Here is a 23906-nt window from a genome sequence, read left to right as displayed (position 1 = left end):
TCAGAACTGATCGGCTTGCAGCTCGTAGAGGCAGTCGCTGCCGGCCTTGGCCGATGCGCTCAACGAGTGGATACGCGGCAGCAACCGGGCGAAGTAGAAACGCGCGGTGGCCAGTTTGCTGGTGTAGAAATCGTCCTCGGCATCGCCGCTCATCACGGCCTTGGCCATGCGTGCCCACATGTAGGCGTACGCGGTGTAGCCGAACACGTGCAGGTACTCGACCGAGGCCGCGCCGATTTCGTTCGGGTTGTTTTGTGCCCGGTCCAGCAGCCACGCGGTCAGGTCGTCGAGGGTGTCGACGGCGGCGTTCAACGGCTGGGTGAACTCACCGAGGTCCGCGCCAGCGCTGGCGGTGAATTCGCGGATTTCCGAGGAGAACAAACGGTAGAGCGCCCCGCCGCTGCCGACGATCTTGCGCCCGGCCAGGTCCAGGGACTGGATGCCGTTGGTGCCTTCGTAGATCTGGGTGATGCGCACGTCGCGCACCAGTTGCTCCTGGCCCCACTCACGGATGTAGCCGTGGCCGCCGAAGACCTGCTGACCGTGGATAGTGGTTTCCAGACCCATGTCGGTGAGGAAGGCTTTCGCCACCGGGGTCAGCAGCGATACCAGGTCCTGCGCGCGCTGGCGTGTCGGGGCGTCTTCGCTGTACTTGGCGATGTCCAGTTGCAGGGCCACGTAGCTGGAGAACGCACGGCCGCCTTCGTTCAAGGCTTTCATGGTCAACAGCATGCGGCGCACGTCCGGGTGCACGATGATCGGGTCGGCCGCTTTGTCCTTGTGCTGCGCGCCGGTCGGTGCGCGGCTTTGCAGGCGGTCACGGGCATAGGCGACGGCGTTCTGGTACGAACGCTCACCCTGTGCCAGGCCCTGGATGCCCACGCCCAGACGCTCGTAGTTCATCATGGTGAACATCGCCGCCAGGCCTTTGTTCGGTGCGTCGACGATCCAGCCGGTGGCGCCGTCGAAGTTCATCACGCAGGTGGCGGAGGCCTTGATGCCCATCTTGTGTTCGATGGAGCCGCAGGACAGCGCGTTGTTTTCGCCCAGCGAACCGTCGGCGTTGACCAGCACTTTCGGCACCAGGAACAGCGAGATGCCTTTCGGCCCGGCCGGTGCATCGGGCAGGCGCGCCAGCACCAGATGGATGATGTTCTCGGTCAGGTCGTGCTCGCCGCCGGTGATGAAAATCTTGCTGCCGCTGACCTTGTAGCTGCCATCGGCCTGGGGTTCGGCCTTGGTGCGGATCAGGCCCAGGTCGGTACCGGAATGGGCTTCGGTCAGGCACATCGAACCGGTCCAGGTGCCGGCGTACATGCTCGGCAAATAGGTGGCTTTCAGTTCTTCGCTGGCGTGGGCCTTGATCGACAGGCAGGCACCGGCGGTCAGCATCGGGTACAGGCCGAACGACAGGCTGGCCGAGTTGACCATCTCTTCGACCTGCGCGGAAATGGCCTTGGGCATGCCCATGCCGCCGTATTGCGGATCACCGCCGACACCCACCCAGCCGCCTTCGGCGAAGGCTTGATAGGCCTGGGCAAAACCGTCCGGGGCGCTGACCGCGCCGTCGTTCCAGGTGCAACCCTGTTCGTCGCTGGCGCGGTTCAGTGGCGCGATCACTTCGCCGCTGATCTTGCCGGCCTCTTCGAGGATGGCGGCGGCGGTCTCTTCATCGATCACGTCGGCCAGGCCGGGCAATTGTGCCCAGAGCCGGGACACCTGGAAAACCTCGTTGAGTACGAAGCGCATGTCGCGCAGGGGAGCTTTGTAATCAGACATCTTGGCTTACTCGGAAGTGGTCACGGCATGCGGCATGCCAGGACGTTCAGTGGATTCAGCGGTTTCGGTTGCCGCGACAGAACCGGGCTGAGGGGCCCGTTCGCGCAGCAGGAAGTAGGACAGGGCCGGAATCAGGATCAGCGCGCCGAGCATGTTCCACAGGAACATGAAGGTCAGCAGGATGCCCATGTCGGCCTGGAACTTGATCGGCGACCAGACCCAGCACACCACGCCCGCTGCGAGGGTGATGCCCACCAGCCCGACCACCCGGCCGGTGAAGGACACGGCGTTGCGGTAGGCCTGGGACAAAGGCAGGCCCTGGCGCTGGAAGTGCAATTGCACGCTGAGCAGGTACAAGGCGTAGTCCACGCCGATGCCCACGCCGAGGGCGATCACCGGCAGGGTCGCGACTTTCACGCCGATGCCCATGGCCACCATCAAGGCTTCGCAGAGGATCGAGGTCAGCACCAGCGGCAGCAGCGCCACCAGCGTGGCGCGCCAGCTGCGGAAGGTGATCAGGCAGAACAGCGTCACCGCCGCATACACGTACAGCAGCATGGTGCGGTTGGCTTCGCGCACCACGATGTTGGTCGCCGCCTCGATCCCGGCGCTGCCGGCGGCGAGCAGGAACTGGCGATCAGGGGTGCTGTTTTCCTTGGCGAACTTGTCGGCAATCGCCACCACGGCGTCCAGGGTTTCGGCCTTGTGATCCTTGAGGAAGGTGATCACCGGCATCAGCGAGCAGTCGGTGTTGAACAGCTCCGGCGAGTTGACCGAGGCTTGCTGGGCGGCGTAGTTGAGCACGTCCTGGTTGCGCTGGATGCTGTTGAGCTTGGGGTTGCCCTCATAGGTTCCGGCGGTGATCTGGCGTACCGCGTTGACCAAGGACGCGGTCGCCTGCACGCCCGGATACTGTTGCAGCTCCCAGGCCAAACGGTCGGCGAGGACCAGGGTCTTGTAGTTCAGGCAGCCTTCCGGCGCGGTCTTGATCATCACCGCGAACAGGTCGCTGGACAGCGCGTAATGCTGGGTGATGTAGGCGTTGTCGCGGTTGTAGCGCGAGTCGGCGCGCAGCTCCGGCGCCCCGCTTTCCAGGTCGCCGATCTTCAGGTTCAGGCTGACCACGTAACCGCCAATGCCCATCAACACCGCTACCAGTACGGCACCCGTGGCCCACTTGGCGGTGGTGAAGCGATCGAGCGCGTCCCACAGTCTGCCGAAGCCTTTGTGCTTCTCTGCGCGGTTGTCGATTTTCAGCGCACGCTCGGCGGCTTTCGCGCCGACACCGACATAGGACAGTGCCACCGGCATCAGCAACAGCGAGGTGAAGATCAGCACCGCGACACCGATGCTGGCGGTGATCGCCAGGTCCTGGATCACCGGGATGTCGATCAACATCAACACGGCGAAGCCCACGGCGTCGGCCAGCAGCGCGGTGACACCGGCGATGAACAGACGGCGGAAGGTGTAGCGCGCGGCGATCAGTTTGTGGGTGCCACGGGCGATGTCCTGCATGATGCCGTTCATCTTCTGCGCGGCATGGGACACGCCGATGGCGAAGATCAGAAACGGCACCAGCACCGAATACGGATCGATGGCGTAGCCGAGCCAGGCGACGATGCCCAGTTGCCAGACCACCGCGATCAGCGAGCAGCCGACCACCAGCAGGGTGCTGCGCACGCAACGGGTGTAGGCATAAATGATGATCAGCGAAGTGACGACGGCCAGGCCGAAGAACATCATCACCTGGATCAGGCCGTCGATCAGGTCGCCCATGAGTTTGGCGAAGCCGATCACCCGCACCTTGTAGTGGCCGATGCCTTCGACCCCGGATTTACGCGCAGCGCTGTCGCCGGCGTATTCGATCTTGTCGCGCAACTGCTCTTCGAGCATCTGCGAAAAAGCGTGGTAGTTGATGCGCTGGCCACCGGCGGCGGCTTTGTCCATCAGCGGCACGATCAGCATGGTCGACTTGAAATCGCTGGCCACCAGGCTGCCCACCACACCGGCGCGGGAGATGTTCTGGCGCAACTGTTCGATCTGCTCAGGCTGCCCCGAATAGGTGTCGGGCATCACCGGGCCACCCTGGAAACCGTCCTCGGTGACTTCGGTCCAGCGCACGGCCGGGCTCCACAGCGACTTCATCCAGGCGCGGTCGACGCCTTCGGTGAGGAACAGCTGATCGTTGACCTGCTTCAGCACGTCGAGGTATTCGGGGTCGAAAATATCGCCCTGGGTGTTCTCGACCACCACCCGCACCGAGTTGCCCAGGCCGCGCAGCGAAGCGCGGTTTTCCAGGAAGTTCTGGATGTAGGGCTGGCTCTGGGGAATCATTTTTTCGAAGCTTGGGCGCAACTCCAGGCGAGTCACCGCCATGAAGCCCAGCACTACGGTGGCGAGCGCCATCAGCAGCATGAACAGCGGGCGGTAGTTGAACACCAGCCGCTCGAGGAGGTTGCCGGAGCGCTGATCGAAATCCCGCAGGTCGCGGATCACCGGCATGGCGTCTTGTTTGATATTGCCCATGTCTGGGTTCTCGCTCTTAGGGTTCGAGGGCTGGATCGGCGGACAGCGTCCGGGCACCACGGCTGCCGGCCAGCACCAAGGCGCCATCGGCGGACTGGGTGGCGCCAGCGACCGGGGTCGGTGCCGGTTGCTGCTTCAGATGCAACTGCGCGCCCGTCCCTTGGCTGACCAGCATCTGCCCGCCCTGGGTGAACAAGCGATAATTGCCACGGGCATCGATCAGGCCCGCGGTGATGCTGACGTGCAGGCCGCTGTCCAGCGCAGTCCAGCTCTGGCCGCCGTCGGCGCTGCGCAATACGTTGCCGCGCAGGCCGTAGATCAGCACTTCGCCAGGCTTGCCGAGCACGCCGAAGAAGCTGCCTTGATAAGGCGTCGGCACGACATTGAAGCGTTGGGCGCTGTCGTCCCATTTGAGCAGCAGGCCTTGCTCGCCAGCGATGTACAGACCGTCGCCGGTAGAGGCGATGGCGTTGAGGTGGAAACCCTGCGGGTTGTCGGTGCGGTCCTGGAATGGTGTCCAGGTCTGGCCACCGTCGTCGGTGCGCAGGATCAGGTTGAATACACCGATCACATAGCCCGTTTTGTCGTTGGCGAACCAGACGTCGAGCAGCGGCTTGTCCGCGCCCTGATCGACTAGCTTCTGGCCCTCGGTGACCAGCAGCGGCCATTGCTCATTGCCCGGCTCGGCGCTGGCCAGCGCCGTGTAATGCTTGACCAGCATGGCGCCGATCTGACGACCGTCGAGTTGCTTTTGCCAAGTCGCGCCGGCGTCGCTGCTGTGCAGCACCACGCCGTCATTACCCACCGCCCAGCCTTGGGTGGTGGTCGGAAAATTCACCGCAGTGAGGTCGGCACTGGCCGGTACGGCGGCCTGTTGCCAGTGGTTTCCCGAATCATCGGAAAACAGAATATGGCCACGCTGGCCGACGGTAATCACGCGCCCACCGGCGCGGGTCATGCCGGACAACGGGCTGTTGACGGCCAAGGCACTTGCCTTGGCGGGCAGGTCCAGCACATCGACATAATCGGCCGCCTGGGCGATGCCCTGCGACAGGCCAAGCACAACGCCAAACGCCAGCTGCAACATATTATTTTTATACGAACACATACTGCGTCCTCTTCGGAAAACCGCGCCCGGACACACATCCGTGTGCCTGACGTTCAAACCTGGCGACCTGCAGGTCATGCCGTTGTAGGAGCGAGCTCGCTCCTACAACGCGGTTGGCTTAGCGAATACCGGCGCCGGCCAGGGATTCCGAAGACCACTGGGCCTTGGAGAGCGGCTCGATGTACTTGATGCCGCCGTAAGGGCCGACTACACCGTTGATGTTGTAGGAACCGCCGACCAGGTCGTAGATCATGAACGGCGTGGAGTCCGGAACCTGCTTGTCATAGCTCTGGCTCAGGAAGGCGAAGGAACCGCGATAGAGCTGACCACGGGCGTCATATTGATCTGAGGCCAAAGCGGTCCAGCTGTCTTCGTCGAGGTAGAAGCGGCGCTTGGCGTAGATGTGACGAGCACCGGCCTTGAGGTTGCCTTCGACGACCCATACACGGTGTTTTTCCCAACGCACGAAGTCCGGTGCCAAGTGATTGGCGGTGGTCAGCGACTTAGGATCCTGCACGTAGGTCAGCTTGTAGGTGTTGTAAGGCACGATCATTTCTTGCTTGCCGACCAGTTTCCAGTCGTAGCGATCCAGCGCACCGTTGAACACGAACACGTCATCGTAGGTGCCCGCGCCGGCGGTACCCGGGTTTGGCGTGTCGTAGGCCAGGCTCGGCGCCAGTTTCACTCGACGCTGCCCCGGCAAGTACTGCCAGGCGCGACGCGGTTGCTGCAACGGGTTGGCGGCGTCCTTGAGCATGATCGCCTCACCGGCACGGCGCGCTGGGCCGGTGTATGCCAGCTTCATCTGGTAGTACACGTCGGCGCTGCTGATCGGCTGCGAGAGGTTTTCATAGATCGGGTAGGAGATGTTCGCTTGCCCGGTGGTCGCCAGGCTAGGAACGCCCGCCGAGTCGACGTTCCAGGAGTCGTACTTGGAGCTGATGCTGACGCCTTGGTAGCGCAACAGGAAGTTCCACATCGCTTCGTTGCCCGACTGCGGAATCGGGAACGGAATACCCGGCAGCACGTTGTCGATGGCCAGGCCACCTTCCAGGGACTTGGCGCCGCTGGCGTTTTTCACGCCGTTGTCCAGAATCGCTTGAGGCAGCGAAACGGTGCGGTGCGTCGGGAACACGTCGACACGGAAAGTAGGGAAACGCTTGGCCAGTTCTACCGTGGTCGCCGTGAGCAGGCCCTTGTACTGATCGACGTTCTTGCCGTCGATCACCAGCACAGGTTTTTCACTGGCAAACGGATCCGGGCGCATGCTGTCGCCGGCCTTGAAGCTGGCCGGCGGCGTGGTCAAGCCACCGTTGTAGGCAGGAATGGAACCATCAGCGTTCCCGGCTTTTTCAGCCCCTGCCTGGGTCAGGCTGGTGCCCAGCTTGGCAGCTTCCTGAGGTGAAACAGCAGCCTGTGCCTGAGCGGCGAAGACCATGGCCAAGGACGCGGCCAACACGGTTTTTACAAATTTCATGTTGTTATTCTCCTGCTTGCATTGAGCAAATCAGTGGTGAATCAGAATGTAGTTTTCATCGTCAGGTACACGGCGCCACGGTCCTCAGTCGTGGCACCACCTCCGGAGAAGGACGAGTAGCCGCCGGCGAAACAGGCGTAGTTTTCGTTGCCGCTAAAGGCGTTCGGGGTGGAGCCGTCACCGGCCTTGGAGCCGGTACTCACACCGCTGGTGTTGCACTTGTCGGTTTGACCAAAGGAGTCCACGTACTTCAGGTCGACAAAGTATTTGTTGTAAACAATGGCACCCACGCCAACGGCATAGTTGCCGGTGTCCTTGGCACCGCCACCGGAGACCGGCGACACACCGTCGAGACCGACGTTGACGGACATTGGTGCGTTGAGGTCGACACCGGGAAACACCTGGTACCAGGTCGGCGTGAAGTTGACGGCCAGACCCCAGTTGTCACGGGTCGGCGCGTCGATGCCGTGATAGCTGTCCTTGCCCTTGTAGAGCGCTTCGTTCTTGCCATCGAGCTTGAGCAGGTTGCTGTAGTACAGCTCGGCAAGCACGGTGGCCTGATCGAACACCGGCGTTTTCGGCAGGGTCATCAGACCGTTGAGCGTCCAGTGCAGCGTGTCACCGGTGGCGCTCATGCTGTCGCCACGGCTCGGGGTGTCATAGACCACACCGGTGGCGTCCGTACGTGCAGGCAGCAGACCAAGCCCTTGACCCAGGCCCAGCGGGCTGCGGGTACTGACGATCGCCGGGATACTGGCCAGCGGCATGTTGTGACGAATGTTCAGGTCCGAACCCACGCTGATTCCACCCACGTCCTTGGACAGGCTCAGGCCAAGGATCTTGATGTTGTCGGCATAGGCCAGTTGATAGGTGGCGGTGTCCAGCGAATTGAGGGTGTTGACCACCGCAGGCACTTGCCCTGCCGGACGGGTGCCGTTCGGGTTGGCCGAGGTAATGCCCCTGGCGTCCAGATAAGCTTGCGGCAGGATTTCCGAGGTTTCGCGGTAGTAAACGCCGAGGGTGCCATCGAGCCAGGCCGGCGACCATTTGGCCATGATGCCCCAGTCGCCGCTGTCATGCGGCGTCAGGTCCTTGCCACGACGCACATTGGTCAAGGCGTTGCACGGCGCGAGGCCACAACCGAGCGGGCTGCCCGGTACCACGGCGTTGGTGTTGCCCAACAGGAACGATTGCGCGCCGAAGCCGACCAGGTCGGAACCACCGTAGTAGGTGCCCGCTTCCGGCAGACGCGCGGCATCCCAGTTCAGGAAATACTGGGCACCCACGGTCAGCTCGGGATTGACGGTGAACGACATCGACACCTGGTTACGCGGAACGAACAGTTCCTTGGCCTCGGTACCCGGCGACGCGGCAAGCTTGGCCAGGTCGAGGCCGGACTGGCCATAGCTGACCGAGTGCACCGGGTTGAGAATGGTCTCGCCCCAGAACACGTTGTGCTGACCGGCCTTGGCGCTGAACATCGACTCTTCGCCCACTTCGGTGCTGTAGAACACGAAGGCATCGAGGATTTCGCCCGAAGGGCCGCTGTAGTAGCGCTGGGCATAATTGCTCAGGTGCGGGCTGCCGTTGCCGACGTTGTCATGGGTGACCCCGGCCAGGCGCGGATCGTTGGCGACCAGGCCCGAACGCGCATCGTTGCCGTTGACGAACGGGTTGGAGTTGGAGCCGGTGTTGTCATAGGCCTTGTCGTACCAGCTGGCGGCGCTGACGCGAAAGCCCATGGCGTTCTTGTAGACCACGTCCATTTCGGTCAACAGGTCGATACGATTGGTGATGTTGGTACCGGCCTTGCGGAAGTTGTAGTCGCCGTCGTTGTTGTTCGGCGTTGCCAACATGCGTTTGTCGGCGCTTTCGGTGCGTACGCCGTAGTTGTACTTGATGGTGTTATCCACGCGTACGTTCCAGTCCGGATTCCCCGTCTCGATCTCGGCCGCATGGGCCATCGGTACGGTTGCCGCAAGAATGGCTGAGGCCAGCAAGGTGTAGCGTGGAACGGTGAAGCCGTGACTCTTATTGTTGTGCATTGCGTTGTCTCCGCCTTTTTGTCTTTGTTTTAAGCGCAGCCGCCCTCGCACAAACCTCTTCGGGTTTGCGTTTAAGGAATGAGGGCAAATGCCGGTTGGCGTACTGCCAGTCCAGCTCCTTGTACTAGCGATCCAGCTCCAGGATGAGTGCTTCAGCTTGCTGCCAGTGGCCAAATCCTGCGGCCGGATTGAGATGGCCGACATCGCCCAGATTGAGCAATTCGGCGCCCCAGCCTTCTGCCATGCGGGTGACCGCGGCAAGACTGGCCAGGTGATCGTTGGTGCTGCCGGCCACGATGCTGCGAAACGGCAGCGGGCCCTGTGGCAGTGGATTCCAGCCCTGGTTACGCAGGGTTTCGGAAGATGGATAGTTTGCCGGCCAGACCGCATCGAGGTCCGGTGGCGCGGCCAGCAAAGCGCCCTTGATCGGACGGCTGTAGTGCGCAGCCCAGTGCGCAACCATCAGCACACCGGCGCTGTGGGCCACCAGAATCACGGGCCCGTCGATCTGTTCGAGTTCGTGTTGAATCGCCCGCACACGGGCCATGCAATCGAGTTTGTCGGTCTCCAGCGGCGCGACACTGCGCACGTTGCTCAGCCTGGCGGCAAGCAATGTTTGCCAATGTTCGGCCACGTGCTCGCGCAGACCCGGGACGATCAGAACGGTAGCGGCTGTTTGCAGTTTGTCCACGGTCAACACCTTCGCTTTCTCGATAACTCGACTGGCTGTTTTCGCCAGGGGCTTTTTGTAGGGTCGACATTAAAGAGCGCCCACCCGAAGCGCTTTACATTGGACGTCATGCACTTTTCTTTTGATGACAAATTGTCGGACAGCAGGACAGTGCGACCACTGGTCTAAAAATCCCGCAGGTTGGCGCAAGGTCACTGTAATCAACGGATGAGCGCCGATGGGTCGATGCAGCGTAGAAGATGGGTGACCGGCCGGCATGACCTCCATCAACGACATGACAACTGTTCAACTGTTGATACGCTGGATATAGTCGCCACGCTCAGCCAACCGCCATCGGCCCAGGGAAGACCTTCGCATGACCAAGCTTGTTCGCGCCGCTGTCTTGACCAACTACCTGGAGGTCACCCAGTACCTGGGGTTCAACCCGCGCGACGTGCTGGCCGCTGTCGGCTTGAGCAGGGCCCAACTGCAAGCCCCTGAACACCGTATCCATATCGATGCCGCCGTCCGCTTGCTGGAAGACTCGGCCACCGCCAGCGGCTGCCAGACCTTCGGCCTGAGCATGGCCGAGTCGCGCCAGCTCTCGGACTTCGGCGTGGTCAGCCTGCTGCTCAGCCACCAGCGCACCCTGCGCGATGCCTTGCAGGTGGTGGTGGATTACCGGCACCTGATGAATGACTCGCTGGCCATCTTCATCGAGGAGGCCGGCAAGATGGTGATCATTCGCGAAGAGGTGGTGACCGAAACGCCGATGCCCAGCCGCCAGGCCACGGAGCTGGCCATCGGTGTGATGTTCCGTCTGTGCTCGGCCCTGCTGGGCACACACTGGCATCCCTACAGCGTCAACTTCATGCACCAGCCACCGGACAACCTGCACCTGCATCGGCGTCTGTTCGGCTGCAACCTGGAGTTCGGCAGCGAGTTCAACGGCATCGTCTGCCCTGACATCAGCCTGGACATGACCAACCCCAACGCCGACCCGGCCATGGCCCGCTACGCCCAGGGCTACCTCGACTCGCTGCAGAACCACGAAGGCACCTCGATGCTGTTCGAGGTGCGCAAGGCCATCTACCTGCTGTTGCCCATGGGGCGCGCCACCATCGAGCAGGTAGCCCAGAGCCAGGGCATGAACGTGCGCACCCTGCAACGCCGCCTCAAGGACGACAGCTGCGCCTTCAACGACGTGATCAACGACGTGCGCCGCGACCTGGTGCTGCGTTACCTGGACAACCCGAACTACTCCCTCAGCCGCATTGCCGACATGCTCGGCTACTCGATGGCGAGTTCGTTTACCCGCTGGTTCATCAGCCAGTTCGGCATGCCGCCGGCGACCTGGCGTGCGCAGAAACAGGCTGGGGCGAAACCGTCCTGACAGCAGGGCAAAAAAAACGGCGACTGCTGGTACAGTCGCCGTGAATGCGCGAGGTTGGAACACGTTCCTTGTGGGAGCGAGCTTGCTCGCGATGACGGTGTGTCAGCCGCCATGAGTGTTGAATGTGAAACCGCTATCGCGAGCAAGCTCGCTCCCACAGGTCTGTATCAACCTGACGTTCAGAGCCCCCAGCGCAGCAACAACAGCACCAGCACCACCAGGAACACCGTCTCCCCGACCATCAGCAAAATCGGCTTGATCCCGACCGCCGCCAGCTCCCTGAGCCGGGTCTTCATGCCCAGGGCACTGATGGAAATCACCAGGCACCAGCGCGACAGTTCGTTGACCGATCCTTGCACCGCAGGTGCTATCCATCCGGTGCTGTTGATGCACGCCAGAATCAGAAAGCCGACGGCGAACCACGGCAACAGCGGCGGGCGTTTGCCGGTCGGGTCGGCGCCTTGCATGCGGGTGATCATCGCCGCAGTGACGATCACCGGCAGCAGCATGGCAACGCGCATCAGCTTGACCACCGTGGCCGTGTCGCCGGTCTCGGTCGACATGCCGTAACCGGCGCCGACCACCTGGGCCACGTCGTGGATCGTGGCCCCAAGGAACACGCCTGCCACCTGCGGCGATAAATGCAGCCAGTTGGCGATCATCGGGTACACGATCATCGCCAGTGTGGACAGCGCCGAGACGCCGATCACCGTGAACAGGGTGGCGCGTTCTTTCTGCGGATGGTTAGGCAGCGCCGCCGCCAGTGCCAGTGCCGCCGAGGCACCGCAGATGGCCGTGGCGCCGCCGGTGAGCATGCCGAACAGCCGCGAGAAACCCAGGATCTTCGCGGCGACCACCGAGACAGAGATGGTCACCACCACCAGGATCACCACCAGTGCAATCGGCTTCCAGCCCAGCGCCGCCATTTGCTCCAGGGTGATGCGCATGCCCAACAGCGCCACGCCAATGCGCAGCACGGTGCGGGCGGTGAACTCGATACCGGCCTTGCAGGGCCCGTCATCGGCGAGAAAATTCAGGGCCATGCCCAGCAGCAAGGCAAACAGCATGACCGGCGCACCGTAGTGCTCGGACAGAAACGACGCGGCGGCCGCGACAATCAGACTGACGATAAACCCCGGTGCCAGTTCGCGCGTGCGACTGTGGATACGGGTGAGAGCAATGGCGCTCATGGCGCGGACTCCTCGGTTGCAATGACGATAAACGCCTGGCCGTCGATGATCTCGACCGGGTAGTTGGTGACTTTGACCTGCCTTGAATTGAGCAGGTAGCCGCTGTGCAAATCGAAACGCAAACCATGGGCGAGGCATTGAATCACCCGGCCTTCAAGACGCCCTCCGCATAGCGAAGAGCCCTGGTGCGGGCAGCTGTCGTCAATGGCAAACAACTGCCCGTCGACGTTGAACAGCGCCAGGCTTTTGTCTTCGAACTCGAACAGCGCCCGGCCACCGGCCTGTGGATGCTTGCCGGCTGGCACGGGAATGCGCCGGGTCATGCTGGCTGCCGCTCGCACTCACTTTCCTTGAGGGCTTCGTTCATGGCCCCAAGCAGCGCCTGGGCTGGCTGTGCGCCGATCACCGTCAGGCGGTTGTCGAACTTGAAGCTCGGCACGCCACTGGTCGCACCGGGGGATCCTTCAAACGGCGTGGCATCGCCCTTCAGGCAATCGAGCAGCGCGTCCGGGGCGACGCCGCAGGAGCGGGCAATGGCAAGCAAGGTCTCACGGCAACCGAGGTTTTCGCGTCTGAGGAAATAAGCGGCGAACAGGCGTTCGAGCAACATTTCACGCTGACTGGCATTGCCCAGTGCGCTGGCACGCTCGAACATACGATGGGCGTCGGCGGTGTTGGGCATCGTCTCGATACGGCTGAGGTCGATGGCCAGTCCGACCGCACCGGCAGCCTGCTGTACCTGGTTCTGGCGCATGGTCATTGCGTCGGCATTGCCCAGGCGCTTGCGGTAGAAATCGGCGAAGGGTTCACCTTCCACCGGTATCTGGGGCAGCAACTGCACGCCGTGCCACACCGTGGTGATCTGCACATCCGGGTGGCGACTGCGAAACTGCACCTGCGCATGCTCCAGTTGGCGTTTGCCGATCAGACACCAGGGGCAGATAAAATCGAAAAACACATCAATACGTAAACGACGACTCACAACTTCACCTCTATCCCGGCTTCACCGATAGGGTCAGGCACGCTCTGACCCTGAAGGCGGGCAATATCTTTGTGGTAATGACACTTGGCATAAAAGAACACCGCTGCCGCCGCGAGGCTGACCAGTGGCACTAATTGGAAAGCGGCATGCAGGCCGATGAGGTCGGACACACGGCCAGTCAGAAACGGCCCGGGTGCCAGCCCCAGCAGGTTATTGGCCAGGGTCAGCGTGGCGAACGCCGTACCGTGGACGGAGTAATGGGTCAGGTTGGCAACCATCGCACCGGCGGGGCCAGTGGTGCCGGTGGCAATCGCCATGCCCAGACAGATCAGCGCCAGTTGCACGGGCCCTGCCTGCAAGGCAAAGGCCGCCGACAGCAACAGGCAACTGCCCAGGCAAAAGCCGATGGCCAGGCTGACCTTGCGCTCCGGCGAGTTGCGACACAGCCGATCACTGAGCATGCCGCACAGGATCATCCCCGCGCCGCTGCACAACACGATGATCGCCGCCATGCCACCGGCCTTGTCGGTAGGCATGTCGTAGTAGCGGTTGAGGTAGCTGGGAATCCACACCATCACCGTACCGCCGACGAACAACTGCAAGCCGCTGCCGATGTAGGTCGCCACCACCGAACGGCTGGACCACAGCGTGCGCAGCGGACGCTTGACCGCGGCAGCGGTCTTGTTCGCAATCTGCGCGGCACGTTGTGGCGCAATGCGCGCTTCCTTGACGATGATCGGATAGAGCACCGCCAGAAACAGGCCAAACAGCGACATGCCCGCGAACGACCAGCGCCAGCCCAGCTTGGCGGCAATCGCACCGCCCAAAGCCATGCCCAACACCGAACCGAACATCCCGCCGGCCATGAAGGCACTGGCCAGGGTGGCGCGCATGTGTTTGGGGAACACCGAAATCACTACCGCGATGCCCACGCTGCCGTAGGCGGCTTCGCCGACGCCGACCATGAATCGCGCAATGAACATCTGCTGGTAGTCCTGAGCCAGCGCGCAACCCAGGGTCGCCAAGCTCCACAGGAACGCCATCAACGCCAGGCTCTTGACCCGGCCGAAACGGTCGGCCATCAACGACAGGGGAAACGTCAGCAGGCCGACCATCAGGGCAACGATGCCGCTGAGCAAACCCAGCTGTCCGTCGCTCAACGCCCACTCAGTCTTGAGCAGGGGGAATACCGCGTTCAGTACCTGACGCGACATGTAATCGGAAATCAACAGACCGAACGTCAAGGCAAAGACGATCCAGGCATATTGGCGCGCAACGCCGACTCCGCTGGAGTCGTCATCGTCAGCGGCGATTGGGTGAAAGGCCATGCAGCCTCCTCAAGAGCTTTGTTTTATTTTTGTTATCAAGCGTGTAACGGTCAGGCGGACGAGAGGTCACGGCCTCTCGTCCCGACCCTCGGTCAACCGCGTTGCGGAGTACCTTTCTGCCCAGCCTTGCGGTTGGGGGCCATGCCGTTGGCCAACAGGGTTTCTTCGATGGTTTCGTACTGCACGCCGATGCGGTAGATCTCGCGGGCTTCTTTGCCGGTGGCGATTTCACGGCCCAGTTCATGGGCAATGCGCACGGTTTGCTGGATCTGGGCAACGGAGCCAAAACGGTCGCCCTTGTGGTCAATGATAGTGTCTTCGTTGCCCACACGCGGGTGCATGCCCATGGCCATCGACATGGTGTTGAACGGCATGACGTTTTTCAGCAGCGATTCGGAGGTCAGGGTGCAACCGTCCGGCGCGCGGTGGATGAAGTTGAAGAAGTTGAACGGGTTCGGGCCATCGAAACCGCCACCGATGCCGATCCAGGTCAGGTTCAGCGGGCCTTTGTAAACGCCACGGCGCACCAGGCGCTCGAGGGTTTCCATGGCGTGCATGCCGGTCAACTGGAAGTGTGGCTGGATGCCGTTGTCCATCAGGCGCTTGAGGTGCTCGGCAACCCAGCCCGGACCTGCCGGTACGGTCATTTCGCTGTAGGCGGCGTGGATCAACGGGTTGTCCAGGGAGGTGCCTTTCAGGTACTCCGGGTACAACAGCTCCATGATGTTCATTTGCGTGGTGTTGATTGCCACGGTGACCTGATCCGGTTTCGGCGTCAGCTCGGCCAGCATGTGGCGAGTGTCGTCGGACAGCCACTTGGCCGCTTCGCCATCGCTTTCAGGGGCGAAGGAAATCGAGCCGCCCACCTGGATGATCATGTCCGGCACGGCTTCACGCACACCGGCGATCAGCTCGTTGAACTTCGACAGGCGCTTGGAGCCCTTGCCGTCCAGTTCGCGTACATGCAGGTGCAGCACGGTGGCGCCGGCTTCATAGCATTCGACCGCTTTCTGGACTTGCTCATCCATGGTCAGCGGGATGTCTTCCGGGAAGTCTTCAGGCATCCACTCTGGGCCGTACGGGGCCACGGTAATGACTACCTTTTCCATGTTTTCCGGGTGCAGGGAATCGTCGAAGAATTGCATGGTTACTCCAGTTCTTATGCCAGTTCTTATGATTGTCCCGCCCACCCGGGGTCGTGCCGGGCAGACGTGTTTACGAGAGCGAATGCAGAAGGGGTGGATCAGTACGTCTTGTCGCCGATGATCCCGGCGCGCTCCATCTTGCGATGGCACGGCGGGTAATCCATGACCGCGTAGTGCTGGGTACTGCGGTTGTCCCAGATGGCGATGCTGTTGGGCTTCCAGCGCCAGCGCACCTGATACTCAGGGATGTACGCCTGGCTGATCAGGTAACGCAGCAACTCGCCGGCGCCAGGGTTGGCGTCCTGGCCGAAGCGCACCCGCTCAGGGGTGTGGTAGTTGCTGAAGTGGGTGGTGAAGGCATTGACGAACAGCACCTTCTCGCCGGTTTCCGGATGGGTGCGCACCACCGGGTGTTCGGCGTCCGGGTACATCGCCTTGAGCGCCAGGCGTTTTTCAATCGGCATGGCGGCACCGAAGCTCGCTTCGATGCTATGGCGGGCACGCAGGTCGGCGATCTTGACCTTTACGTCTTCCGGCAAGTTCGCATAGGCCTGGACCATGTTGGTCCACATGGTGTCGCCGCCCACTGGCGGGCATTCCACGCAACGCAGCACGCAACCCATCGGCGGTGCTTCGCGCCAGGTGGCGTCGGTGTGCCAGGCGTTTTCGTAGCGGTCCATCGGCTGGTCCGGATTCTTGTAGATCCGCACCAGCCCCGGATGATCCGGATCACTGCCGGCTACCGGATGATCTTCCAGCTCGCCGAAACGCCGGGCGAAGGCCACGTGCTCGGCGCGGGTGATGTCCTGGTCACGCAGGAACACCACGCGGTGCTTGAGCAACTGGGCACGAATCTCGGCAAACAGGCCGTCGTCATGTATCGCGTCGGCCAGGTTGACGCCAATCAGTTCGGCGCCAATGCTGCAGGTCAATTGTTCGACTTTCATGGCTGGCCGCTCCTTAAACGACGAAGATCGACGAGCCAGTGGTCTTGCGCGATTCAAGATCGCGATGGGCCTGCACGGCATCCTGCAAGGCGTAGTGCTGGTTGATCTCGATCTTGATCCGGCCGCTGCCGACGTGGTCGAACAGCTCACCGGCCAGCGCGGCTTTTTCGGCCGGGTCGCTGATGTAGTTGGCCAGGGCCGGACGGGTCAGGTACAGCGATCCTTTCATCGCCAGCATCACCGGGTCGAACGCCGGGATCGGTCCGGATGCGGTACCCACGCAGACCATCAGGCCACGGGGTTTCAACGAATCCAGCGAACCCATGAAGGTGTTCTTGCCAACGCTGTCGAACACAACGTTGACGCCCACGCCATCGGTCAGTTCACGAACGCGAGCGGCGACGTCTTCATGGCTGTAATTGATCGTATGGTCGCAACCGTGAGCGCGGGCGATTTCCGCCTTTTGCTCGGTCGAAACCGTACCGATCACGTTCAGGCCCAGCAACTTGGCCCACTGCGAAACGATCAGGCCGACACCGCCAGCGGCGGCATGCAACAGGATGCTGTCGCCCGGCTTGAAGTCGTAGATGCGGCGCATCAGGTACGAAGACGTCAGGCCACGCATGGTCATCGCCGCAGCGGTTTCGAAGCTGATGGTTTCCGGCAACTTGATCAGCGGCGCGGCCGGGATCAGGCGCTCGGTGCTGTAGGCGCCGAGGGTGTTGAGGAAACCGGTGTAGGTGACGCGGTCACCGACTTCGACGTTGGTAACCCCTTCACCAACGGCCTGGACTACGCCAGAGGCCTCGACGCCCATGCCGTTGGGCATCGGAATCGGGTAGGTGCCGTTGCGGAAGTAGGTGTCGGCATAGTTCAGGCCAACCGCCACATGACGAAGGCGAACCTGACCCGGACCGGGTTCGCCGACTTCGACGTCTTCATAACGTAGAACTTCAGGACCACCGGTTTCGTAGAAGCGTACGGCTTTGGCCATTTTTCTTATTCTCCAATCTGCAATATGGGCGTGTTGCATCGAATTGCGCTGATTGGACTGTAGGACGAGGCCTGTCGGGACGCTTCTCATCAGACGACAATGGCTTTTCATTTGGTGACAGGCAGAACCGGGATCGTCTAGCCGGTCCCGCCGTCACCTGCGCTATCATCGCCCGCTTCCACGCCCCTAGAGTCTTGAACCCGGATGTCCGACACGCTGCCACTGCCCGACGATCACCCAGCCCTGCCGCCGGTCCTGGCCGGCCCGCTGTTGCGGCGTCTTGAGCCCACGCGGCTGGTGCTGTGGCTGGTGGGTTCGCGGGCACTGGCGCTGACCTTGCGCTTGCAGGACGTCGGTGACATTCGCCTCGATGCCGGGCAATGCACGGTGATCGCCGTGGGGGCTCATGCCTTTGTGCACTTGATCGATGTGCAACTGGATGGCGCCCTGCCCTGCGATGAGTTGATCGAGTACGACGTGCTGGTCGAGGGGGCAGGCATCGCCGACTGGGCGCCGCACCTGCTGTATGGCGCTGCCCGTTGCCCGAACTTCGTCCTGCGCGCACGGGTCGACCAGTTGCTGCACGGCTCTTGCCGCAAGCCTCATCACCCGGCGACAGACGGCTTGCTGTGCGTCGACCGGTTGCTGGCGCAGGAACACGTGGCAAAGGACCGCCCGGCACTGCTGATGATGACGGGCGATCAGGTCTACGCCGACGATGTCGCGGGGCCGATGTTGCGGGCGATTCACGCCTTGATCGAGCGCCTGGGCCTGTTCGGGGAACACCTCGAAGGCGCGGTGGTCAGCGACAGCGCCAGGCTCTACGAGCATCCTGCCAGTTACTACCACCGCGCGGATCTGCTGCCAGCACTGCAAAGCAATGAAACCCTGCGCGAACGATTTTTCGGTGGCGCGCGCAAGCCGATTTTCACCAGCAGCAGTGCCGACAATCACCTGGTGACCTTCGCCGAAGTCATGGCCATGTACTTGTTGGTCTGGTCGCCAGTGCCCTGGACCCTGATCGCGCCCCAGGCACCGACGCTGACGCCGGAACGGCTCAAGCGCTACGCCCTTGAGCAGACGCACATCGATGCCTTCAAGGCAGGCCTTGGCAACGTCGCGCGGGCACTGGCGCATCTGCCGACGCTGATGATTTTCGACGACCACGACATCACCGATGACTGGAACCTTAGCGCGCAATGGGAGGAAACGGCCTACGGCCATCCGTTCTCCCGGCGCATCATCGGTAACGCGCTGCTGGCGTACATGTTGTGCCAGGGCTGGGGCAACAATCCGGATGCTTTCGCCGCTGTGCTGGATAAGGCCGGCGCGTTGAGCGACAGCGCACGCGACCGTCACCTCGACAGTACGGTTCAGGATGACTTGATCAGTGATTTGCTGAAATTTCAGCACTGGCATTACGTGCTGCCCACCACCCCGGCCGTGGTGGTGATCGACACCCGCACCCGCCGCTGGCGCAGCGAGATGAACCTCAAGCAGCCTTCCGGCTTGCTCGACTGGGAAGCCCTGAGCGAACTGCAACAGGAACTGCTGGACCACCCGAGTGCGATCATCGTTTCGCCAGCACCGATCTTCGGCGTCAAACTGATTGAGACCGTGCAGCGGGTATTCAGCTGGTGCGGTTATCCACTGCTGGTGGACGCGGAAAACTGGATGGCCCATCGCGGCGCGGCGCAGGTGATCCTGAACATTTTCCGCCACTCGCGCACGCCGGGTAACTACGTGGTGCTGTCGGGCGATGTGCACTATTCCTTCGTCTACGAAGTGCTGATCCGCCATCGCAAGGCCGGGCCGCGCATCTGGCAGATCACCAGCAGCGGCATCAAGAATGAGTTCCCCGCCACCCTGCTCGAGTGGTTCGACCGCCTCAACCGCTGGCTGTACTCGCCACGCTCACCGCTGAACTGGCTGACCAAGCGCCGACGCATGCGCATCGTGCCGCATGTTCCGGAGCATGCTGAAGCGGGTGAGCGGCTTTGGAATTCGGCGGGGATCGGGCAGGTGTTCTTTAATGAAAAAGGTCAACCGCAGGACATTTTTCAGCACAACTCCAATGGCTCGCCGAAGACGCGGATGGTGGCGCCCGAAAGCGACGAGTGATCACAAAAAACTGTGGGAGCGAGCTTGCTCCCACAATTGATCGGAGTCGCTCATGGACCTCACCCGAACCATGATCATCGGTAATTCCGGCTCGGGCAAAAGCTGGCTGGCGCAGCGGCTGGCCGAGAAATTGCGAGTGTCCTGGACCGATCTCGACCGGATTCACTGGCTGTCCGACGAACACAGCATCGCCCGCCCCCGAACCGAAGCATTGGCCATGGCGCGGATTGCGGCCGATCAGGAGCGCTGGGTGATCGAAGGCGTGTATGGCTGGATCGCCTGCGAAATCCTGCCACGGGCGACTGCGCTGATCTGGTTGAGCGTCGGGGACGAGGATTGCGTGGCCAACATTCGACAACGCGAGGCCGGGCGCGATGAACAGGACCGGTTGCTGATCGCCTTGCTGGAGTGGGCGGGCAGTTATCGTCAGCGGCAAGGGTCCAGTGGGTTTGCGGCGCATCAGCGACTGTTCGAGGAGTTTTGCGGTGGGAAAATCCGTCTGCTGGATCGGGAGGAAATCGCGGCGCTGGTTCATCACTCGTAAATTTTCGCAGCTGTGGTCGGACAATCCTGATGGATGGCGTGTAACTCCGAATGGGATTACATCAGTCACGGAAACGTCCTGAGGAACATTCGGCGATACTCGATACAAGCGTGGATGCACTTTCCACGTAACAACCACTCGTAGGTATCGCCTTGCTAACATGTACTCATTTCTGTACGTTCTCTGCATCAAGCGAGGACAATCACATGGAAACCATCAACTACACCAACGCTCGGGCACACTTGGCGCAAACCATGGACCGGGTGAATGAAGATCGCGCCCCGCTACTGGTAACCCGTCAGAAAGGCGAGCCGGTAGTGATGATGTCATTGGCCGAATACAACGCTCTCGAAGAGACAGCCTATCTGCTGCGCTCCCCAGCCAACGCTGAACGCCTGATCAAATCAATCGGTAACCTGCGAGCGGGTAAAACCAAAACCAGGCAACTGATTGAAGAATGAATATCGAGTTCACCCCTGAAGCCTGGGACGATTATCTCTGGTTCCAGCAGAACGATAAGGCAGGGCTCAAACGTATCAACCTGTTGATCAAAGCTATCCAGCGTGAGCCTTTCGACGGTCTTGGAAAACCCGAACCGCTCAAGCATAACTTGAGCGGATTCTGGTCACGCCGGATTACGGCTGAACATCGTCTGGTCTACGCCGTTGAAGACGGCGAAATACGCGTCGTGATGTGCAGATACCATTACTGAGCAGAACTTCAGCCCGCTTTCACCACCCCACTCACCCCTCTGACAATCATCTCCACCTCCCGCTCATCAATGGTCAGCGGCGGTAGCAGGCGAATGGTTTTGCCCCGCGTGACGTTGATCAGCAAGCCATGATCCCGGGCGGCGATCAGGCTCAGGTCGCGGATCGGTTGCTTGAGTTCGATGCCGATCATCAGGCCCTGGCCGCGGATTTGCGAGACGTTCGGGTTGCCCGCCAGTTCTGTGCGCAACCTTTCGAGCAGGCGCTCCCCTTGAAGCCGGGCGTTTTCCAGCAGGCCTTGCTCTTCAACGATATCCAGCACGGTGCAACCGACCCGGCAGGCCAACGGATTACCGCCGAAGGTGCTGCCGTGGCTGCCCGGCGTGAAGAGTTCGGCTGCCTTGCCGCGGGCCAGGCACGCGCCAATCGGCACGCCGTTGCCCAGGCCCTTGGCCAGGGTCATGACGTCCGGGACGATGCCTTCGTGCTGGAACGCGAACCACTGGCCGGTGCGGCCGATGCCGGTCTGGATTTCATCGAGCATCAACAGCCATGAGCGCCGGTTGCACAGTTCGCGCACGGCCTTGAGATAGCCCGGTGGCGCCAGTTGCACGCCGCTTTCGCCCTGGATCGGCTCCATCAGGATCGCCACGATCCGCGAGCCAAATGCCTGTTGCACCTTGTCCAGTGCGTCGAGGTCGCCGAACGGCACTTTGACGAAATCCCCCGGCAGCTTGTTGAAACCCAGGCGCACCGCCGGGCCATCGCTGGCCGACAACGTGCCGAGGGTGCGGCCATGGAACGCGTTCTCCATGACCACCACCAGCGGCTGCTCGATGCCCTTTTGCCAGCCATGCAGCCGGGCGATTTTCAGTGCGGTTTCGTTGGCTTCGGCCCCGGAGTTGTTGAAGAACGCCCGGTCCATGCCCGCCAGCCGCGTCAGTTTCTGCGCCAGCCGTTGTTGCCAGTCGATGCTGTAGAGGTTCGAGGTGTGCAGCAGCAACCCGGCTTGCTCGGTAATGGCGGCAACGATTTTCGGGTGGGAGTGGCCGACATTGGTCACCGCCACACCGGCGACCGCATCCAGGTATTCGCGACCGCCCTGATCCCACAGGCGAGTGCCCAGGCCCTTGTTGAAACTCAAGGCCAAGGGTTGGTAAGTGCTCATCAGGCAGGCGGCGGTCATGACATCAAGCTCCAGCAAGGGTCGGTGTTTTTGCAGTATGGTTAGCCACCAGAGCTGGATAAACAGCGTAAAGCTTCAATCATTTAAAAGCAGAGCTTGATAATGGACCTGTTCCAGGCAATGACCGTCTACGTGAAAGTGGTGGAGACCGGCAGCATGACCGCCGCCGCCTTGCAGTGTGAAATGTCCACGACCATGGTCGGCAACCACCTCAAGGCCCTGGAACAACGGCTGGGTGTGCGCCTGCTCAACCGCACGACGCGGCGCCAGCGGCTGACCGAGTTCGGCACCGCGTATTACCAGCGCTGCCTGGAAGTGTTGGGGTTGGTGGCCGACTCCGAGCGGCTGGCCGAGCAGGCGCTGGACGAACCGAGCGGCATCTTGCGCATCACCGCGCCCCTGACCTTCGGTACCGAACGCCTGGCGCCGGCACTGAGTGAGTTCAGCCGGCAAAACCCGCGGGTGAAACTCGACGTGGTCCTGACCAACCGGCGCCCGGATCTGCTGGAAAACGGCCTCGATGTAGCGTTTCGCCTCGGGGCGCTTGAGCCCTCCAACCTGATCGCCCGCCCGCTGATCGACTACACCCTGACCATGTGCGCGTCACCGGAGTACCTGGCCCGGCGCGGCACACCGCAGACACCCGAAGACCTGCGACACCATGACTGCCTGTCCTTTGCCTATCCGGCCGGGGATGACTGGCAATCGGTGCAAAAGGAATGGCGCCTGGCCGGTCCCGATGGCGAAGTCAGCGTAGGGGTCAGCGGACCGATGCTGATCAACAGTTCGGCGGGTTTGCATCAGGCTGCGCGCACCGGCATGGGCATCGTGATGATGCCCGACGCCCTGGTCGAGCAGGATCTCAAGGACGGAAAGCTGTTGGCCTTGATGCCCGATTACTGCCCGCCCAGCCGGCCGATGCACCTGGTCTATGCCCAGGATCGCCACCGTTTGCCGAAGCTGCGGCGTTTCGTCGAATTCGCCGTACAGCGGTGGGGCAAACACCCGTCGGCCGAATAGGCCATGCATTTACATCCCCGCCTTCACCAGCACCGGCTGTTCCTGATAACGATTCGGGTACAGCTGTTTCAACTGCGCGACCTTTGGCAAATCGTTGATCACGATGTAGGGATAGGTCGGATGCTCGGTCAGGAAGTCCTGATGCTCCTCCTCCGCCGGGTAGAAACCGTTGAAGGTTTCCAGCTTGGTCACGATCGGCTTGTCGAAGGCATGGGCAGCGTCGAGCTGGGTGATGTAGGCCTGTGCGACCCGCTGCTGCTCGGTACTTTTGGTAAAGATCGCCGAGCGATACTGGGTGCCGCTGTCCGGCCCCTGTCGGTTGAGTTCGGTCGGGTTGTGGGCCACTGAAAAGTAGATCTGCAGCAAGGTGCCGTAGCTGACCTGAGCGGGATCGAACGTGACTTCGACCGATTCCGCATGGCCGGTATTGCCGTTGCTGACACGCTCGTATTGCGCGGTATTGGCCGCCCCGCCCGCGTAGCCGGAGACGGCGTTCTTCACGCCTTTGACATGCTGGAACACCCCTTGCACACCCCAGAAGCAGCCACCAGCGAACACCGCGGTTTCGCTGCGGGCCTGGGTGGTTTCGTCGATGGCCGGCGGTGGAAGGACTACCCCCTCTTCGGCACCACCGAAGGAGAAGGCCGAGCATTGGCTGATGATGCCGGCAGCCGCCAGCCCCAGCAGGGTACGACGCCAGGTAAAGAGGGTTTTCATGGGGCGAACTCCTGAAGCGTTGGA

At 61.9% G+C, this 23906-nt stretch carries 21 protein-coding genes; 6 read left to right on the top strand and 15 right to left on the bottom strand.

Annotated features, from left to right (window positions below; genetic code table 11):
• The 6 genes from AABM52_RS04910 to AABM52_RS04885 form a co-directional block, all read right to left on the bottom strand.
• Positions 1 to 1779, bottom strand: a complete 1779-nt coding sequence (locus AABM52_RS04910) for an acyl-CoA dehydrogenase C-terminal domain-containing protein (RefSeq protein WP_347910762.1) — start codon at positions 1777 to 1779, stop codon at positions 1 to 3.
• A 6-nt stretch (positions 1780 to 1785) separates the two neighbouring features.
• Complete coding sequence (locus AABM52_RS04905) at positions 1786 to 4305, bottom strand: MMPL family transporter (RefSeq protein WP_347910761.1); 2520 nt, start codon at positions 4303 to 4305, stop codon at positions 1786 to 1788.
• A gap of 16 nt (positions 4306 to 4321) precedes the next feature.
• The gene (locus AABM52_RS04900) at positions 4322 to 5413 is read right to left on the bottom strand and encodes a YCF48-related protein (RefSeq protein ID WP_347910760.1); all 1092 of its coding nucleotides are present in this window, start codon (positions 5411 to 5413) and stop codon (positions 4322 to 4324) included.
• A 118-nt stretch (positions 5414 to 5531) separates the two neighbouring features.
• Entirely contained in the window at positions 5532 to 6890 is a 1359-nt protein-coding gene (locus tag AABM52_RS04895; RefSeq protein WP_347910759.1) for a DUF1329 domain-containing protein, read from the bottom strand.
• A 41-nt stretch (positions 6891 to 6931) separates the two neighbouring features.
• Positions 6932 to 8935: a DUF1302 domain-containing protein gene (locus tag AABM52_RS04890; RefSeq protein ID WP_347910758.1), complete on the bottom strand. Its 2004-nt coding sequence runs from the start codon at positions 8933 to 8935 to the stop codon at positions 6932 to 6934.
• 124 nt (positions 8936 to 9059) lie between these two features.
• Positions 9060 to 9626, bottom strand: coding sequence for an alpha/beta hydrolase (locus tag AABM52_RS04885; RefSeq protein WP_347910757.1), 567 nt, complete (start codon positions 9624 to 9626; stop codon positions 9060 to 9062).
• Between the two features lie 355 nt (positions 9627 to 9981).
• On the opposite strand from AABM52_RS04885, the gene AABM52_RS04880 reads away from it, so the two are divergent.
• Positions 9982 to 10998 carry an AraC family transcriptional regulator gene (locus AABM52_RS04880; protein ID WP_347910756.1) on the top strand — a complete coding sequence of 339 codons (1017 nt, stop codon included), beginning with the start codon at positions 9982 to 9984 and terminating at the stop codon, positions 10996 to 10998.
• A 179-nt stretch (positions 10999 to 11177) separates the two neighbouring features.
• Here AABM52_RS04880 and AABM52_RS04875 read toward each other — a convergent pair whose 3' ends face one another.
• The 7 genes from AABM52_RS04875 to AABM52_RS04845 all read right to left on the bottom strand — a co-directional run bounded on the left by AABM52_RS04875 (position 11178) and on the right by AABM52_RS04845 (position 17584).
• Positions 11178 to 12188, bottom strand: a complete 1011-nt coding sequence (locus AABM52_RS04875) for a putative sulfate exporter family transporter (protein WP_347910755.1) — start codon at positions 12186 to 12188, stop codon at positions 11178 to 11180.
• Positions 12185 to 12511 carry a Rieske 2Fe-2S domain-containing protein gene (locus AABM52_RS04870; RefSeq protein WP_347910754.1) on the bottom strand — a complete coding sequence of 109 codons (327 nt, stop codon included), beginning with the start codon at positions 12509 to 12511 and terminating at the stop codon, positions 12185 to 12187. The genes AABM52_RS04875 and AABM52_RS04870 overlap by 4 nt, the downstream gene beginning before the upstream one ends.
• Positions 12508 to 13170, bottom strand: a complete 663-nt coding sequence (locus AABM52_RS04865) for a DsbA family oxidoreductase (RefSeq protein ID WP_347910753.1) — start codon at positions 13168 to 13170, stop codon at positions 12508 to 12510. Before AABM52_RS04865 ends, AABM52_RS04870 begins: the two co-directional genes overlap by 4 nt.
• On the bottom strand, positions 13167 to 14498 hold the full coding sequence (locus AABM52_RS04860) for an MFS transporter (RefSeq protein ID WP_347910752.1): 1332 nt from the start codon (positions 14496 to 14498) through the stop codon (positions 13167 to 13169). Before AABM52_RS04860 ends, AABM52_RS04865 begins: the two co-directional genes overlap by 4 nt.
• Positions 14499 to 14590: 92 nt before the next feature.
• Entirely contained in the window at positions 14591 to 15643 is a 1053-nt protein-coding gene (locus AABM52_RS04855; protein ID WP_046040235.1) for a 3-keto-5-aminohexanoate cleavage protein, read from the bottom strand.
• A 98-nt stretch (positions 15644 to 15741) separates the two neighbouring features.
• On the bottom strand, positions 15742 to 16590 hold the full coding sequence (locus AABM52_RS04850) for a TauD/TfdA family dioxygenase (protein ID WP_347910751.1): 849 nt from the start codon (positions 16588 to 16590) through the stop codon (positions 15742 to 15744).
• Positions 16591 to 16603: 13 nt separating this feature from the next.
• A complete protein-coding gene (locus AABM52_RS04845; protein WP_008050013.1) occupies positions 16604 to 17584 on the bottom strand; it encodes a quinone oxidoreductase in 981 nt (326 codons plus the stop codon).
• Positions 17585 to 17788: 204 nt separating this feature from the next.
• Between AABM52_RS04845 and AABM52_RS04840 the strand changes: the two genes are divergently transcribed.
• The 4 genes from AABM52_RS04840 (at position 17789) to AABM52_RS04825 (ending at position 20961) form a co-directional block, all read left to right on the top strand.
• Positions 17789 to 19705 carry an alkaline phosphatase D family protein gene (locus tag AABM52_RS04840; protein WP_347910750.1) on the top strand — a complete coding sequence of 639 codons (1917 nt, stop codon included), beginning with the start codon at positions 17789 to 17791 and terminating at the stop codon, positions 19703 to 19705.
• A 52-nt stretch (positions 19706 to 19757) separates the two neighbouring features.
• The gene (locus AABM52_RS04835; protein WP_347910749.1) at positions 19758 to 20249 is read left to right on the top strand and encodes an adenylate kinase; all 492 of its coding nucleotides are present in this window, start codon (positions 19758 to 19760) and stop codon (positions 20247 to 20249) included.
• A 206-nt stretch (positions 20250 to 20455) separates the two neighbouring features.
• Positions 20456 to 20710, top strand: coding sequence for a type II toxin-antitoxin system prevent-host-death family antitoxin (locus AABM52_RS04830; RefSeq protein ID WP_056728535.1), 255 nt, complete (start codon positions 20456 to 20458; stop codon positions 20708 to 20710).
• Complete coding sequence (locus AABM52_RS04825; protein ID WP_015093589.1) at positions 20707 to 20961, top strand: Txe/YoeB family addiction module toxin; 255 nt, start codon at positions 20707 to 20709, stop codon at positions 20959 to 20961. Before AABM52_RS04830 ends, AABM52_RS04825 begins: the two co-directional genes overlap by 4 nt.
• 8 nt (positions 20962 to 20969) lie before the next feature.
• Here AABM52_RS04825 and AABM52_RS04820 read toward each other — a convergent pair whose 3' ends face one another.
• Positions 20970 to 22145, bottom strand: coding sequence for an aspartate aminotransferase family protein (locus AABM52_RS04820; RefSeq protein WP_347910748.1), 1176 nt, complete (start codon positions 22143 to 22145; stop codon positions 20970 to 20972).
• 102 nt (positions 22146 to 22247) lie between these two features.
• On the opposite strand from AABM52_RS04820, the gene AABM52_RS04815 reads away from it, so the two are divergent.
• Positions 22248 to 23165, top strand: a complete 918-nt coding sequence (locus AABM52_RS04815; protein WP_347910747.1) for a LysR family transcriptional regulator — start codon at positions 22248 to 22250, stop codon at positions 23163 to 23165.
• Between the two features lie 9 nt (positions 23166 to 23174).
• Here AABM52_RS04815 and msrA read toward each other — a convergent pair whose 3' ends face one another.
• Complete coding sequence (gene msrA / locus AABM52_RS04810; protein ID WP_223467415.1) at positions 23175 to 23882, bottom strand: peptide-methionine (S)-S-oxide reductase MsrA; 708 nt, start codon at positions 23880 to 23882, stop codon at positions 23175 to 23177.
• Positions 23883 to 23906: the final 24 nt, after the last annotated feature.

Origin of the sequence: Pseudomonas grandcourensis (assembly GCF_039909015.1) — a bacterium.
Lineage (GTDB): Bacteria > Pseudomonadota > Gammaproteobacteria > Pseudomonadales > Pseudomonadaceae > Aquipseudomonas > Aquipseudomonas grandcourensis.
Note: the sequence above shows the minus strand (reverse complement) of the source record. Positions and strands in the feature narration are given on the sequence as shown.